Origin of the sequence: Pseudoalteromonas sp. TB64, from assembly GCF_000498095.1 — a bacterium.
Lineage (GTDB): Bacteria > Pseudomonadota > Gammaproteobacteria > Enterobacterales > Alteromonadaceae > Pseudoalteromonas.
Window position 1 is genome coordinate 1 of sequence record NZ_AUTQ01000131.1, and the last position, 16,359, is coordinate 16,359.

The following is a 16,359-nucleotide window of genomic DNA, read 5'->3' on the forward strand; positions in this document are numbered from 1 at the left end:
CTAGCCATTCTTTATGGTCACCACCATTGTTTTCACCATATAAATAAAGCGGACCAGCTCCGTAATGACCTTTAATATAAATAGCGCCTTTACTACCATAAAAAACGATATGATCTTCGTTAAAACGAGGGTGTAAACCACCATGTTTAAACATCACAGAAACCGGTTTTTTAGCAAATTCGCTTTCTAATTGAGCTAGCACGTTATATGACCATTCAACGTTTGATTCGCCCCACTCTAATGATGGATCGTTAATGTCCTGCGGGATGAAGTCGCGGCGGGTTTTAAAGTTATGAACGCCCTCAACAATAGGTGCTTTACCTAAGTCGTCACGTACTTCACCCATAATTGATAATATTTTTTCACCTACTACAGACGTTACAATAGACATCATATGCGTAAAGTTATTATTTAAACGACCCCCCCCCTCTTCTTGACGATGTGACCAACCAAAGGGAATATCACGCTCTAAATTAAAGTGAGATATACATTCAACTTCTAATGGCTCACCAATTGCGCCGGCGGCAACTAACCGTTTTGCGTGTAATATTTCAGGCATGTATCTAAAGCTTGAAGCGAAGGCTGTTTTCACCCCTTTTTTTACCGCTAATGTGTATAATTCTTTTGACGTACTGCCATCTGCAGTCAGTGGTTTATCTGAAAAAACATGACAGCCAAAACCAATCGCTTGTTTTATTGGCTCAACGTGCGCGCCACCAGGGGTAGCAATTGATACAACATCAGGTTTACAGTCCTCTAGTGCCTTTAGCCAGTCAGTACCTGAGTAAGGAATATCCATGTCTTTAGCAACTTGCTCAACCACACTTTGTGTTCTTCCTACTATTCCTACTATTTCTGCACCAGCATACCTAAAAGCTTCAGCGTGACCTTGACCTGCGAATCCTGTTCCGTGTATTAATACTTTTACTTTGTTACTCATGTCTTAATCCTAATTCTTTTAAATTATTTATTGTTACAACCATTATTTTTATGCGCTACCAGTTCCAAAGAGTACCGTCTTCTAAACGGCTAATAGGCAAATACGAACGTTTGTATGGGTACTGTGCTGCGGCTTCTTCATCAAATTCAACACCTAAACCGGGTGCTTCGCTCATCATGCCCATGCCATTTTCAATAGTGAAGTTATGCTTAAATATGCGATTTAACGCTTCGTTACCAAAGCCAACGAATTCTTGAATACCAAAATTAGGCGCCCAAATATTTAAATGCATGTGCGCGGCAAAACACACAGGTGACAAATCAGGCGCGCCATGTGGTGCAGTTTTAACATTGTAAACACTGGCAAAATCGGTGATTCTTTTAAGTGCAGTGATGCCACCAGCATGAGTTGCAGCGACACGAATATAGTCAATCAACTGATTTTGAATAAGATCTTTGCAATCCCAAATAGTATTGTAGGTTTCACCAATAGCTAAAGGAGTGGTAGTGTGATGGCGAATAATTTTGTAGCTGTCTTGGTTTTCTGCAATAGCTGCATCTTCAAGAAATAATAAGTTGTATGGCTCTAATAATTTACCTAGCTTTGCAGCTTCAATGGGAGTTAAACGACTATGAACATCATGCGTAAAATGTACTTCGTAACCAAAGCGTTCACGCGCTTTTTTGAATAGCTCAACAATTGAGTTAAAGTATTTAGCGGTTGACCACTCTTCTTCTGGGGGTAACGGACGGCTACCTTGTAATTCAAAGTAATCTTTTTTATCACCTAGTACACCATAAGTTACTTTTAAGCCTGGGATGGCTGACTGTAAACGAATCGCTTTAAAACCACTTTCAATATGCTCTTGTGCTTTATCTAATGTATCGTCAATATTTTCACCGTTAGCGTGTGCGTAAAACGTAACCCCTTTGCGGCTTTTACCACCTAACAATTGATACACAGGTAAATTAGCAACTTTGCCTTTAATATCCCAAAGCGCCATGTCTATTGCAGCAATAGCTGCCATTGTAATTGGGCCTTTTCGCCAATAAACACCTTTATAAAAGTATTGCCAAATATCTTCAATTTCTTGCGGATCACGACCAATCAAACAAGGAGCAACGTGTTCTTCTAAATAAGCAACTACGGCCATTTCTCGACCATTTACTGTTGCATCACCCAAACCATAAGTACCTTCGTCGGTGATTACCTTAACCGTTACGAAGTTTCTTCCGGGGCTACACACAAATACTTTTATTTCTTTAATTTTCATTGGTTTTCCTTGTATAGGTTACCAATCTTAAGGGTAACTAAATCGGTTTACTAAGCAATTATCTTACTGTTGTAAAATGACTTGGTCAACTAAATTTCTACAACCGAGCAAACCACAAACTAGATCTGTAGCCACCCTCCCCGATAAAAATATAAATACTGATTGGCATAAAAACATAACAAAATAACTTCAAAACCTTGTAGCGTTTCGGATCTTCTTTAAGGCTTTTATATGACAAAGGTCTAATCGTTAGAATGTTGACATTTGGTTAATACATGTTAAATTCTCTTAAGTAAATCGGTTTAGTAAAACGATTTGTTTGTGGTTTTACGCTTATAAACGATTTATTTAAATAAACACTAAATACAACATCACGTAGTAAAAGAGGAATTTATGAAAAATAAATTAAATAAAATAAGCTCTGTACTGCAAAACCGCAGATCACACACAATGCTTTATAGTGCGGCTTTGGCCACATTATTAGCGACCCCATCTGCTTCAGCACAAGAAGCTCAATCAACACAAAATGCCCCTGAATTAGAAGTAATAGAAGTTAGTGGGATCCGGGGGTCACTCTCCAGCGCCCTTTTAGAAAAACGCGATTCTAATAATCTTGTTGAAGTAATTAAAGCCGTTGATATTGGTAAGTTACCAGATCAAAACTTAGCTGAAGTGCTTGAAAATGTAACAGGAATACAAATCACCCGAACAGCAGGAGTAGGAACCGGTGTACAAATTCGCGGCACCAACGCTAATAGAACAGAAATAAATGGCGTTTCTACTGTAGGCTCAGGTACTGGTCGAAGTGGTATAAACTTTGAAGATGTTTCTGCAGGAATCATTGCCGAAGTTGAAGTGACTAAAGCTTCCGAGGCAAAAACGATTGAAGGCTCTGTAGGTGGAACAATTAATTTAAAAACTATCCGCCCTCTTCAATTAAGTGACACATTAGCAACTTTAAGAGTACAAGGTGAAAATAGTAGCCTGTCAGATGATAGTGGTTTAAAACCTAGAATATCAGGTACTTTTGGAGATAATTGGTACACTGACTTAGGTACTTTTGGTGTTGTTATCAGTGCCAACTATGCAGAGCAAGAAGCAACAGCATTTCGCCCCAGATCTGATCGAGACAACTCAGTAGCATCAAATAGCGGTGCTAATAGCGCTCAAGAATTTGATTTTTTGCCTATACAGTTTTTTGTTCAAGATTATGATAATTACGAATCTGAAACTATCAATATAGCCTCTTCTATAGAGTGGGCACCAAATGACAATACCAAATTATATTTTGATGCTGTTATTAACGATCAAGAACGCAGAGAAGAAAGCTCAAGAGTACAAGCCTCTGGTGTGAGCGATCTGATTAGCGAGTCAATTCCTACTGAATTTGAAAATGTTAATTTTGGCGTAATAGACGGCCAAAATCTAGGTTCTATTCAAGCTGCTGTTAAAGGGGTAATTCCGGTTGAAGATGGCGGTGCCGATCCAAATCTTCGTTTTTCTGGTGATACAAACTCACGTTTAACCAGAAGCGAAATATTTAGAATTGGTGGCGAGTGGCAAGGCGATAACCTTAAAATAAATATAGAAGCCTCGTCGTCAAAATCAGATACAACTACGCCTAGCTTTAACTCGACTCTTAATTTTATTAATCCAAATGTTGCATCTAATGCATCGAATGAGAATGGCACACCTTTTCAATATGATCTGACAGGCGGTTCGCTCGCATTTGGCATAGCATCAGGTGAAGCAAATGCACCAACAAGCGCTCAATTACTTGACCCAAGCAATACTGTATTACGTGATGTGGAGATAGGTAAAAGCACGGCTAAAAATCGTGAAGATGCATTTCGTACAGATTTTAGCTATTACTTTGACTCAATTATAACCTCAGTCGATTTTGGTTACCGTTATAGTAAAACATCAAGCGTGCAAGATACTGTTATTAGCAGTATTGGTTTAAGAAACATGTCTGACAGCCCATCTGGGGATCTATTTTCGGAGCTTTTAATTGCGGGTCCCACTAACTTTAACGACGCTGATGGAAGAGAGTTATTTGTCCGCGATTACCTACAACTTAATCCAGAAATTGTTGCTAATGATCAAGATAATGCTTTAGCTATATTACAAAGCGCTATCGATACCATTGGTGGCTCTATTGCGCTCAATGCACCAACATCAAGCTCTGACGGATTTTTTGATATTGAAGAAAAAACAAATGCGCTTTATGTGCAAGCTAATTTTGAATACCATATGTTTCGAGGCAACTTTGGTGCACGTTACCTCAAAACTGACGTTAAATCTGTCGGTAATTCAACAACTACAGATGCCAATGGCAATAACTTAGTTTCACAAATAACAACAACTGGTGACTATGACTTCCTATTACCTAGAGTAAACCTAAGCGTTGATTTAACTGACGATATAGTTATACGCTCGGGCTGGGGTAAAGATATTCGACGTCCTGATTTTGACGATCTATCGACCTCATTCACATTTGATACCAGTCCAAACCCTGCTGTGGCTATCGGTAATCCAAATTTAGTACCTGAGGAAGTTACTTCATTTGATCTTTCTGCAGAATGGTATTTTGCCCAAGCGAGTGTATTAAGTGTCGGTATATTCCATAAAAAGCGTAGTAACCTTCATGTTAGCCAACAAGAAGACCCTAGTGAAGACTCTACTACTGGGTATCGTGATTTAACAGATCCATGTGAAGCGGGTGGTATTTATAACCCTATTGCAGATATAAATGTATTTGGACCTGATATTGGCGTAGGTGTATGTGTTCCCTTTGCGACCACTATAAACGACACAGGTGAAACCACGCAAAAAGGTATAGAAATAGCCGTTCAATATGACCTCGCAGGGTTTGAGGACGATTTAGGCTGGGCTTCTGGGTTTGGTATTATTGCTAACTATACTAAGCAAGAGTTCTCAGGTGGTGAAGCATTTGATACAGCAACTAGTCGTGCAAATGATATTTTTGCTTTAACAACAGGTATTGAAGGTATAAACGTTACCCGTGTGCAAGGGCTTACTGATTTATCTGAGAATGCTTACAACTTCACTCTTTACTACGAAAAATATGGTCTTTCGGCGAGAGCTCGCTACACATGGCGCGAAGCATATCGGTCAGAAGACTTTGGTAGCACAACAAGCTTCCCGTGGGGTTTTCCTGTTGTACAAGAGGACCGAGGACAACTTAATGCCAGCATTAGTTACGATATTAACGAGCAATTTAATGTGGGTATTGAAGCTGTAAATCTTACTGAATCAGATATAACACAATCATGCGTTAATGAAGGCGGATTACTTTGTTATCAAGGTTTAACAGAGCGTCGTATTACTTTAGGAGCCAGTTACCGGTTTTAATACAACACTGTAAAACTTTAAGCTCTGTGGTACTAGCAATACCTACCACAGAGTTTTATAACAATAAAATATCCGTACCTCACTAAACGTAAACCCCCTTTAAAACACCTCCAATATTACTATTATCAACTCACTGTTTATGTTGTTTGTAAGCGGCTCATATAAGCTTTTTTGTAGCGGTAAAACGGAATTATTTTGAGAAGCTCTTCGATGGGGATCATTGCAAAAGCCCAAAAAATAGAGACTTTAAAGTACAAAACTAATAATGCGCAAATTGGCAGCGATATGCTCCATTGCGTTATAAAATGAATTTTAAGAACTAAATTACTATTGCCCAATGCTCGAAGAATATTACCCGCAACGGTATTATACGCTCGAATAACGGGCAAAATAATATACAGAGGCATAATGACCATTAATGCTATTTTCGTTTCAGGGTCAATATCTGGATAAACAAATTCAATGCACTGACTAAGCACAAAAAACAACCCTGCAATAATCACCGACAACGCCATTCCTACTTGTGTACAACGAGTAATAAATAACGTCAGATTATCGGTTTTGTTTTGCCCCAAAGCCTGGCTTATACTAATTGCCGATGCTTGAGCCCAAGCATTAGGAAATTGCGTGCCAGCACGCACCCAAGGAAAAATCAGAGTAATAGCAACAAATGAGAAAAGATCTAGCTGAGCAAACAACAACTGATAAACCGTTGCCCCAACTGAGAGAACAAAAAAATTGGCTGCAATAGGATATATTTCACGGTATTGCCCTTTAATTTCTGTCCAAAAATATTTGTGCTTAGGATATGTTAAATCAATTTTTTCATCCGTTTTTAAAGCAAAATAAAAAAATATCGCTCTTAATAAAACCGCAATCAAACTACCCCAAGCAGCGCCCTCAACACCAAGCCCTTCATGTGCTGCAAACCCATTTATTAAAAAATAGCTGAGGACTGCATTAACCGGTAACTCAATCATAAAACCTTTTAGCGGCACCTTTGAATCGCCTTTACCATTACAAAAAGCGGTACAAACTTGAGTATATGCAGTTACCACTACAATATATTTGGTAATTGATATGTACTTATCTGCCAGCTGCGCTAAATCACTGTCGTCAGTGATGACAGCCACCAGCTCAGTGCTCCAAAAGGTTAAAATAAAGAAAAAGATTAATGAAGTAGAAACATTGATTAATAAACCAGACCAATAAGCAATTGCTAAATCGACCTTATTTTTAGATCCAAAAGCCCTGCCTACAAGTAATTGAATACCATTACCAATGGCAATCTCAAGCCCCAGTACAAATGCCACTATAGTCGTTGCAATACCCATAGCTGCAACGGGCAGCTCTCCTAGGGGCGCAACTAGCAATGTATCAATCATCAACATCGACTGAACTAGCAATGCATTAAAAGCGAGTGGCCACGCTAATGCAAAGTTACGCCAAACATACGCACTGGGATTCATTGAGAAATTACCTTTATCAAAATAACTTCCAAAAAAGCTAAATAATTATGAGAAAGAGGATAAGTTATTAGTAGATTCACTGATTAATACATTGTCTATAATCTATATTACCCTCTTGTTACTCCGTTATTATACTCGCCGTGAACGACTAACAAAGGGGTTTAAAGCCGACCAGCCAGATCAACTAAAATAATAACGATTATTTTTACTGAATTGCTTTTATGATAACCGATAGAAATACATGTACCTGCCCTATTCAAAAAGGCAGGCATAAAACAAATACTTGTTAACCTGAACTCTGGTTAAGAGATTTACCAACGTATTAAATTATAATTGATATTTAAATTTATTATCCAGAGTTCAGGTTTGTTAGACTTAATCGATAGTTTGTAATTTGCTATCGACCCATCCATCCGCCATCAACCAATAAAGTAGTGCCATTTACATAACTTGCAGCCTCTGACGCTAAAAATACAGCGGGTCCTTTAAAGTCTTCAGGGTTACCCCAACGGCCTTGTGGAATACGTGCCAAAATAGATGCGGAGCGTTCAGGGTCATCTCGAAGTGCCTGAGTATTGTCAGTATTAATATACCCAGGTGCAATAGCATTTACATTCACGCCTTGCCCCGCCCACTCATTAGATAAAGCCATAACTAACTGCCCTATCGCACCTTTACTCGCAGCATACCCAGGGACAGTAACGCCCCCTTGAAAAGTTAATAATGATGCAGTGAAAATAATTTTACCTGCACCACGTTCAACCATTTCCTTACCAATTTCGCGACTAAGGATAAACTGAGAATTTAAATTAACATCAATTACTTTATCCCATATCTCATCGCTGTGCTCTGTTGCTGGCGCGCGTAAAATAGTGCCTGCATTGTTTATTAAAATATCAATTTTAGGAAAGTCAACTTTAACCTCTTTAATAAACGAGTAAAGTGCATCGCGTTCAGAAAAATCGCATTGATAGCCTTTAAAACTACGCCCTAGTGCGGTTACTTCTTTTTCAACGTCGGAATCTTGTAACTCCAAGCTGGCCGAAACCCCAATAATATCGGCTCCNCCTGCCTCTGCAAGCCCCAGTGCAATTGCTTTACCAATCCCGCGCTTGCAACCTGTAACGAGAGCCGTTTTGCCTATTAAACTAAATTTTTCTAACATTATTACTTTCTCCTAATCGTTATTTATAGCGATTAACTATCCATAAATCTAAAGTGCAGCCTTTGCTATAAATATTTAACAAACACCATCGTAATGTGTTGTTTTAACAACATTACCTGCCTTGTCTTTTAATATAGACACCCATTTAGATTTTGATTGAATATCCTTGTAAGCTATTTTATTTTCATTAGAGAAAATAAACGTTTCAATATGATCATTCGAAGTTACTTCAACACCAATAAAACTATCGCCTTTAATAGGCTTAACTAAAATCTCGCTGCTCGAATCGCTTTGAATTGCATCTTTAGGCTGAAGCACATTGAGGAAATAACTATTTTTATTTTTTTCAGGATTCTCAATTAATAATGTTTTTAAACTAATTCGACGAATATCATCTGGTCGTTGCGGCGTCATTATTTCTTCAACTAGGGTTTCATCAACGTTAGTTAAGCGGATTTGTGGAAATACAGTAAATACGTTAAGTGCACCAGCCCCATTTATAATTTCAAACTGGTCTTGGCTTACTTGATTTGCATATCTTTCTGAGTGCATTCTCCATGTATATATGTGTTCTAGCTCACTTTCTAGCTCATCTAAAAAGATAAAATAACCACATTCACTATTAATAATATGTCGGGCATTACGTGTTAGTTTCATCTCTGGGTAATACATTTTACTCGATTCGCCAACAACATAGGTATAGCCATTATCATTAGAAAACGCTTCTATTTTTGCTATCGCCTCCTCAGGTACGTCTCTCCATACGTTATGAATACCTTTACAATTTAAATCAAATAACTGTGGGTCACTTAAATCACCTTCCTCCCATATTTTTTCTCCAACGCAACCTGTCCCGTCAACCGTAATTAAATTATGTACCTCAGCTTTAGATGTTCGATTGTAGCCCTCATCAATAGCTAAAGACGCTCCATTATGAATTAATATAAAATGATTAAAATCAACATGATAATGAGTTAAGCTGCGTGTTTTCCAATCATTTTCTTTATCTAATTTCCAGCTTAGCTCCCATTGTTTATGTCCCCCTGCTGGGCTTGATTTAAAAGAAAGATGCGTTGCATCAGTATCCCAACTAGAGCGCATAACAACAAGACCAAGATCAGGAAAGTACTTAGTTAAAGGCAGGCTTTGAGGTGACTTTTGCTCTATTTTTGGATTAAACCAAATTAGCTCTAAAAAGGCCTCAGGTAAAATACCAGGGAAAATTTTGCTCTGATAAGCTTCTCTAAACAAGAACTTGGTTCGTACCATTTCACCTAGCCATTGCGCCTGCTCATTATTATATTCTGATGCTATTTTGTAATAGGCTGAAATAGAGTGAGAGCTTCTTCTATCATGCACATCTGCAAAGTTAATGTTTTCTTCCCAATTAGGTGCTGATTGATAAATACGATAATCAAATGAATTTTTTAAAAAGCCTGCTTCAAAGTAATTTGGTCCACCATCTTCACGAATATAATCAGCAGCAGACAGGAAAAAGTTAATTGCGTACCTCCAATAGCCGGTGCCTTCGTAGTTAGATCCATCCTCTGGCAGGTATTCAAATACTTTTTCGAAGTTATCTTTTATTTCATCAATCCATACCTGCGCCCCAGAATGCTCAGAGCGGATTGCATAAGCTGTGGTTAATAAACCTGAATAATTAATCCAGTTATGATTTTGCCAATAATTAGTAGACCAACAATGACCTAGATTGTCTTGACCGTAGTCAAAAATTTTATTGCCCTGCAAAATCAATTTATTAAGAAATTTACTACGCTCTTCATCTGTTAAGTGATCTTTTAACCAATCATAAGACAGCCCCAAACCGTACAGCAACCACGATGCACTTAAATCTACATCAACTAAAAAACCATAGCCCCATACATCGTAATCAACCGCTGTAAAAATCCAACGCTTAGCTTCTTGCAAATAATGGTCTTGTTCTGTTAATAAATAAGCCAAACTTAAGTTTGCAGCAGCCATTCCTATATAAGTAATACTCGTATGGGGATGCTCTGTTGATAAAACTTCATCTTCATACGAACGACATTGCTCTAACAGTCGAGTTAAATGTTCTTTACGACACGTTTTTAGATCTGCTTTTAATACGTCAAGCTGGTCGTTAATAAGTAAGTAATTCATTGTTAAATCCTGTGATCAAAAGTGATAATAAGTAACTTTTTGAGGAAATAATCCTCATCATTTTATTTGTGATGCCACACCTTTGGTTGTAACAACGGGCTCTTTACCCGCTCTAAGCATTAATATACTGATTACTCCAATTATCACTGCCAGTACCAGAATAACTATTCTGCCCTCTAGTGGGTTTGGGATAATTAACATCAACGCTATAAAACCGGCTACCGCAATACCAAAGCGCCCAATTGCTGTTAGCTGGCTTAAATCATTGCCTTCACCAATTTCTTTTTCAAAATCGATAGGCGTTTTCATTTTAGTAAAAAACGTATCAACCATTTGACGATGAGTAGAATTTTGACTTGGTGCAAAAAGTGTCGATATTAAAAACCCAAATGTTCCAGAGCCTAAAACACCGAAAAACTGCTGTTGAAAATTCCATTCAAAACCATCGCTGTATACCTGTGAAAAACCAAGGTAACTAAGTGGTACTTCAAAAAACGCTAGACTAGAAAAAATTAACGCGCACCCTATAGAAAACAGGGCTGCCCACCACGGCGTTTGTCGAATAAACATACCCAAAAGCAAAGGAATTGTAATTGGCATAGAAAGTAAGGTGCCTACTTGCAACATGATTTCAAATATTCCTGAACCATCTTGTTGAGCAAAATAAAGTGCTAATAAAACAATTAAAAAACCCATTACCCACGTTAAAGTACGTCCATAATTTAATAGCTCAGACTCTCCTTTAGCTTTCCAACGTAATCGGCGTGAGATTTTGGGATAAATATCTTTGATTAATATGGCAACATTAGTGTTGAGTCCTGTATCCATAGAGCTCATTGTTGCAGCTAGAATCGCAACAACAATTAACCCCACAAGCCCTACAGGTAATAAGCTAATACTTGCAACCGCATAACTCGCCTCTGCAGGTTTAGCAATGTCGAAAGCCATAACCAAATCAGGATATAAAAGCCGAGCAGTAATAGGTGGTAAAAACCAAATAAAACTCCCTAACAGCATTAACACGGAGCACAGCAAAGCTGCTTTTTTGGCTTCTCGCCCGTCTTTTACAGAAAAATAACGCGGTGCCGCATTCATAGAATTAAATACGATAAATTGTTTTGCCATCATCGCGCTGGCCCAGCCCCATGTATAAGCTCCACCGAAAAGCGTGGCTGAGTTGATCATGCTGTATTCTTCGGTTAAACCTTTTTCTTCAATTTTAACAAATAAGTTATCTACCCCTCCAAGCGCATCTAAACAAAGGTAGGCAACAATTAAAGTAAGTGGCACCAATATCAAACCTTGTAAGAAATCAGTAGCCATAACAGCCCAACGTCCGCCAGTTGCAGAGTAAAGAAGCACAACAACACCACATACAACAATGACGTAATTAATATCGTAGCCAAAAACGGCTGAACAAAATATTCCTAAACCGTAAAGTGCCATAGCCGAATATAAAATACGGATTGGTACTTCGTAATATGCGTAAAAATCACGAGTTTTCTCCCCAAAACGACCCGCAATTGCTTCTGGAAAGGTGGTTACTCTCATTTGGCGCAACCAAGGTCCCATAAATAAATAGTTAACAAAAAAACCAAGCACATTACCAAAAAAGATAAACATAGCCGAAAATCCAGACTCGTACGCAATGCCAGCAGCACCGGTGAAAGTCCACGCACTAAAAGCACTCATAAAAGCACTACTACCAACTAGCCACCATGTCCCTTTACTGCCTCCTTTAAAATAGTCATCCGTATTGCTCGAAAACTTTTTGAAAACAAGACCGACTATAATAATCAGTAAAAGGTATCCAACGATCACTAGATATTCAACATTCGAAATTTCCACTTTTTCTGCCTTATAGTTATGTTTAATTTAATTGACAATGGAAAGTAAACCCATTTACTAAATCGGTTTAGTTGATTAAATTATCATAATATTGCAGAATGTCAACATTCAAGTATTTAGACTTTCGTAGAAAATATACATGCAAAAAACAGTAAGATTGATCGATGTTGCAGACCTTGCCGGCGTTTCAAAAAGTACAGTATCTCAATACCTTAATGGTCGTTTTGATTACATGTCAGAAAAAACAAAAGAACGCATAAAGTTGGCTATAGGAGAACTTGATTATGTGCCAAACCCTATTGCCCGCAGTTTAAAAATGAATAAAACGAAAACAATAGGCGTAATTGTAAGGGACATTACGGGCTTTTATACAAGCCGTACAATTAGAGGGATTGACGACTATTGTAAAAAAAATGACTACAACGTATTAATATACAATACGGATGTCGATCCGCAGATTGAAGCTAAGTCTTTAGATACATTGTACCAATTACGTGTAGACGGAATTATCATTGCTTCATCAGGTCAAAATACAAAATTAATTGATAAATACATTAATAACGGCTTACCTATTATTCATTTTCAGCTAGAACATGATGGCAACGAAAAAAATATAATTGTTTCCGATTATAGAAAAGCAGCATTTGAAGCAACTGAATATTTAATTGAATTAGGGCATAAACGTATTTGTTTTCTTACTCAAGATTTTCAAAGTATGAAATCAAGACAAGATCGTTATTTAGGCTATGTAGATGCTTTAGAAAAATACAAAATTCCTGTTGATGAACAATTAGTTCAATATTGGGATCGTAAGTTAGGTTTTCAGCAAACGCCTAAAAGCATGCTTGAAGCGACTAACCCACCAACCGTATTTTTTACACAGCATTTGCCTATTACTACGGAGCTATTAACTGCTTTTAATAACGAGAATATCTCAATACCTGACGATGTTTCATTATTAGCTTTTGACGAATTGCCTATGGCAGAGTATTTAAAAGTACCTATTACAGTAATAACTCAAAACCCTTATGAAGTAGGTAGAGAAGCAGCAAAGCTATTACTTGATAACATTAACGACAATGAAATGCCGCCTCAAAAAATTATTATTCCTTGTTCTTTTATTAAAAGAGACTCGTGTAAAAGTATAGCGAGCTGACTTGGATTGTCGTTAGGATATTCATGCTTATCTTGAATTTAAGTTAACGAGTAGTCCTGCTTGGGGTTTATATTTAACCTGAACCCCAATTAAGAGATTTCAGTGGGAACAAGGCAAATTTACGCATCAATGCAAGTAAGTTCAGCACGGTTAGCGCTAAAAAAGCGCCTTGAGGTAAATTTATTATCTTGTACTCAGGTTACTTATTTAAAGCTAGAGATTATTTAAATGCAGCGTAAGGTTTATAACCTAACGCTGCAAATAAAAAATCTATTTGTTAAGTACTTTAGCGTTATCAAAGCTCTAATAGGCTGAAGTACTTAAAGTCCAAAGCTTAGTAAATACTAAAACGTACTTACTGCTAAATCTAAATTACTCACCGCACACCCAAACTCTCTTACATTTACACGATAATAGTCAGTGTTCTTGGTTGCAGTAAGGCTAATTATAAACTCGTCTTGCTGTGCAACTACGCTCTGCTCTTGGCTTAAACACATAGCTTGAGTGAGTGAACGAAGTTTTGAATTAGTTAAAATTGTTCCAAAGCGTTGCACTGGTAATGGCGGTATTTTAATACTCGGGAGGGCTTGGTTAATGGTTCGTTCGCTTAGCGTATACTCGTTATTTGTAATATCGATTACGCTACCTGCAGGCCAGTACGAGTAACTGTATTTTTTACTACTCGTTTTAGTTTTACCTTCAGTTTTTCCCTCATTATTAGATGTTAAATGCACTACACCACTTTTACCTATTACGGTCATTAAATTACCGCCAGGGGATTTAATAACAACCAAAGCAGTATTTTCATCTATACCAAAGCCATTTTGCTTTACTGAATTATCAGCATTAGTTTTACTAAGTAAAGATGTGAGTCTAAACGTGCGATTTTGCTCACTAAACTCTGTATCAAGTACACCGTAATTAAAACTTCCTAGCCCACCTGCAAGATTGTATACAAGGCGCTCAGTATCAGTTACCTCACTATCAACGTTCGCTTTATCTATTTTTGGTTTAATCATGCCATCGCGAAGTGCTATAAGGCTTTTGCCACCGGTGATCATAGCCACTGTGTTTTTAGAATTTGCGCTCTCATTATCATCAATAATATTACCGCCACTTTGTATAGCAGTGCCCGCGCCCGTACTTACAATAACAGGACGTGATTGCAGTGCTTTAGTCCATGGATAAGGTTTATTATTTTGATCAAATAAAACACTACGCATTAAATTAGCATCACCGTCGTTAAACATAACTCCTGTTGTGTTTTTTATAAGAGAAACAAGTGCATCGCTTCCATTTTTACAAAGAGTAAGTTCTGCTTGGGTTAAATCGGGATAGATAGCATCTCGATTATATACATTCATTAAAGTGTTTCTAAATGCAGGCAAGTTGCCGCACGAATTACTGGTAATTGCTTTTGCAAGTGCAGGCGTTAATGCTAACCACTGCGTATTTATGTTAGGTAATGATAGTTGTGCTTGTGCTAAATCGGCTGCAGCGTAAGGGNCCGCCGTAATAACCATCATGGTTGGGGCTTTGCTATTTACTTTTAAACTGCCAGATACAAATTGCAGAATATTATTTGTCGCCGTTTCATTATTAAATTCATTGTTTGCTTGTGCTTTTATACGTTTATTATTTTTATTCAGCAAAGGGGTTTCTAACATATCAAATATAAAGTTGTATTCTTGATTTGAAAGGTTTTCGAGTTGCTGGTTATTTATATCGCGCCAAAGCCATAATAAATCAGTTTTTGATATGTTTTTTGATTGTTTAAATTGTATTGCTTTAAGTGTTGTTAGTACCTCAGCTTTTGTTTCATTATTAGTGGGCCAATGCTGCATTATTTTTTTAATTTGAGGGTCATTAACCGTATATAAATTATGTAGCTTCCCTTTTAAAATGGACCCTTCTTGGCAGTTTTCAGGATTTACACTAGCGCATGTTTTAAGTTCTGAACCTACTAAAACCAAAGTTTGGCTTTGCTCTTGAGCAACTGCACTTATTGAAAAACCAGTACTAAGTAATGCAACTAACGCACTCAATAATTTAGGTTTTTGATCACGTAAAAATCCACATATCATAATGTTAACTCTAATAAAAAATGAAACTAATAACGAATAGTCTAACAGCTAGCTACTTTAGCCTAAATATATATTTATACATGCTAAATAATTTATAGAGTTATATATGTTTGAGTAAAGTCACTGGAAAAATTCATATTAAAATCTACACTTAATTTAAAATAGATTAGAACTTTACTATTAAATGCTAAAAATTATTATTTTTGTGTCGCGGATTCAAATCTGAAGTGCATAACGTTTAGGCGGCTTTAGCCGCCAAGTGATCCTGCATCAATTTTGCAGGCGTTTCAAATCCTAGTGTCTTCCTCGGACGATTATTAAGTTGCTCAAGTACTGGTATAACTTGCGCTGGTGTTACCGTCTTAAAATCTGTGCTCTTCGGCCAATACTGGCGTAGTAATCCATTCGTGTTTTCATTCAATCCGCGCTCCCATGAGTGATAAGGGTGAGCAAAATAAACAGGTACACTTAAAGCCTCTGTGATTTGCTCGTGATAAGCGAACTCTTTTCCATTGTCAGCCGTGATGCTATGAAGCGCTGACCTATATGGCCTTAATAGTTCTATCGTCGCCGCAGTGACGGCTTGTGCTGTTTTGCCTGCCACCTGAGTTGATACAGTGAATTGGGTGACCCGCTCTACAATGGTAACAAGGGCGCCTCGATGACCTTTACCTATAACGGTATCTATTTCCCAATCTCCGATACGACCTTTCTCATCAACTATTTGTGGACGTTCTTCAATGCTAACGCGATTTTTTATTTGCCCTCGGTTTGTTTTACCATGACTGCGCTTGTGATATTTCTTACCGTGTCGGCGCAGATGTAGGTATAACTCACCACCTGCTTTTTTATCTTCCCAGATATACAGATAAATGCATTCATGGCTGACAGACCGTTCACTTTCTTT

10 protein-coding genes are annotated in these 16,359 nt (G+C 37.6%); 2 read left to right on the top strand and 8 right to left on the bottom strand.

Features of this window, described 5'->3' with window-relative positions; translation table 11 throughout:
- The coding region (locus tag L647_RS0110300; protein ID WP_024611047.1) for a Gfo/Idh/MocA family oxidoreductase at positions 1–940 on the bottom strand (940 nt) is incomplete at its 3' end.
- Between the two features lie 55 nt (positions 941–995).
- Complete coding sequence (gene manD / locus L647_RS0110305; protein WP_024611048.1) at positions 996–2,213, bottom strand: D-mannonate dehydratase ManD; 1,218 nt, start codon at positions 2,211–2,213, stop codon at positions 996–998.
- Between the two features lie 450 nt (positions 2,214–2,663).
- On the opposite strand from manD, the gene L647_RS0110310 reads away from it, so the two are divergent.
- Positions 2,664–5,588 (top strand): TonB-dependent receptor, encoded by a 2,925-nt coding sequence (locus L647_RS0110310; RefSeq protein WP_253948856.1) that lies wholly within the window; start codon positions 2,664–2,666, stop codon positions 5,586–5,588.
- 137 nt (positions 5,589–5,725) lie between these two features.
- Here the strand turns inward: L647_RS0110310 and L647_RS0110315 are convergent, their stop codons facing one another.
- The 4 genes from L647_RS0110315 to L647_RS0110330 all read right to left on the bottom strand — a co-directional run bounded on the left by L647_RS0110315 (position 5,726) and on the right by L647_RS0110330 (position 12,212).
- Entirely contained in the window at positions 5,726–7,057 is a 1,332-nt protein-coding gene (locus L647_RS0110315; RefSeq protein WP_024611050.1) for an MATE family efflux transporter, read from the bottom strand.
- 397 nt (positions 7,058–7,454) lie between these two features.
- Positions 7,455–8,222, bottom strand: coding sequence for a 2,5-didehydro-3-deoxy-L-galactonate 5-reductase (locus L647_RS0110320; RefSeq protein WP_024611051.1), 768 nt, complete (start codon positions 8,220–8,222; stop codon positions 7,455–7,457).
- Between the two features lie 75 nt (positions 8,223–8,297).
- A complete protein-coding gene (locus L647_RS1000000124975) occupies positions 8,298–10,364 on the bottom strand; it encodes a DUF4962 domain-containing protein (RefSeq protein ID WP_024611052.1) in 2,067 nt (688 codons plus the stop codon).
- A 57-nt stretch (positions 10,365–10,421) separates the two neighbouring features.
- The gene (locus tag L647_RS0110330; RefSeq protein WP_024611053.1) at positions 10,422–12,212 is read right to left on the bottom strand and encodes a hypothetical protein; all 1,791 of its coding nucleotides are present in this window, start codon (positions 12,210–12,212) and stop codon (positions 10,422–10,424) included.
- 139 nt (positions 12,213–12,351) lie between these two features.
- On the opposite strand from L647_RS0110330, the gene L647_RS0110335 reads away from it, so the two are divergent.
- The gene (locus tag L647_RS0110335; protein WP_024611054.1) at positions 12,352–13,368 is read left to right on the top strand and encodes a LacI family DNA-binding transcriptional regulator; all 1,017 of its coding nucleotides are present in this window, start codon (positions 12,352–12,354) and stop codon (positions 13,366–13,368) included.
- Positions 13,369–13,712: 344 nt separating this feature from the next.
- Here the strand turns inward: L647_RS0110335 and L647_RS0110340 are convergent, their stop codons facing one another.
- The gene (locus L647_RS0110340) at positions 13,713–15,452 is read right to left on the bottom strand and encodes a cyanophycinase (RefSeq protein ID WP_024611055.1); all 1,740 of its coding nucleotides are present in this window, start codon (positions 15,450–15,452) and stop codon (positions 13,713–13,715) included.
- 238 nt (positions 15,453–15,690) lie between these two features.
- The coding region (locus tag L647_RS0110345; protein WP_024610111.1) for an IS30 family transposase at positions 15,691–16,359 on the bottom strand (669 nt) is incomplete at its 5' end.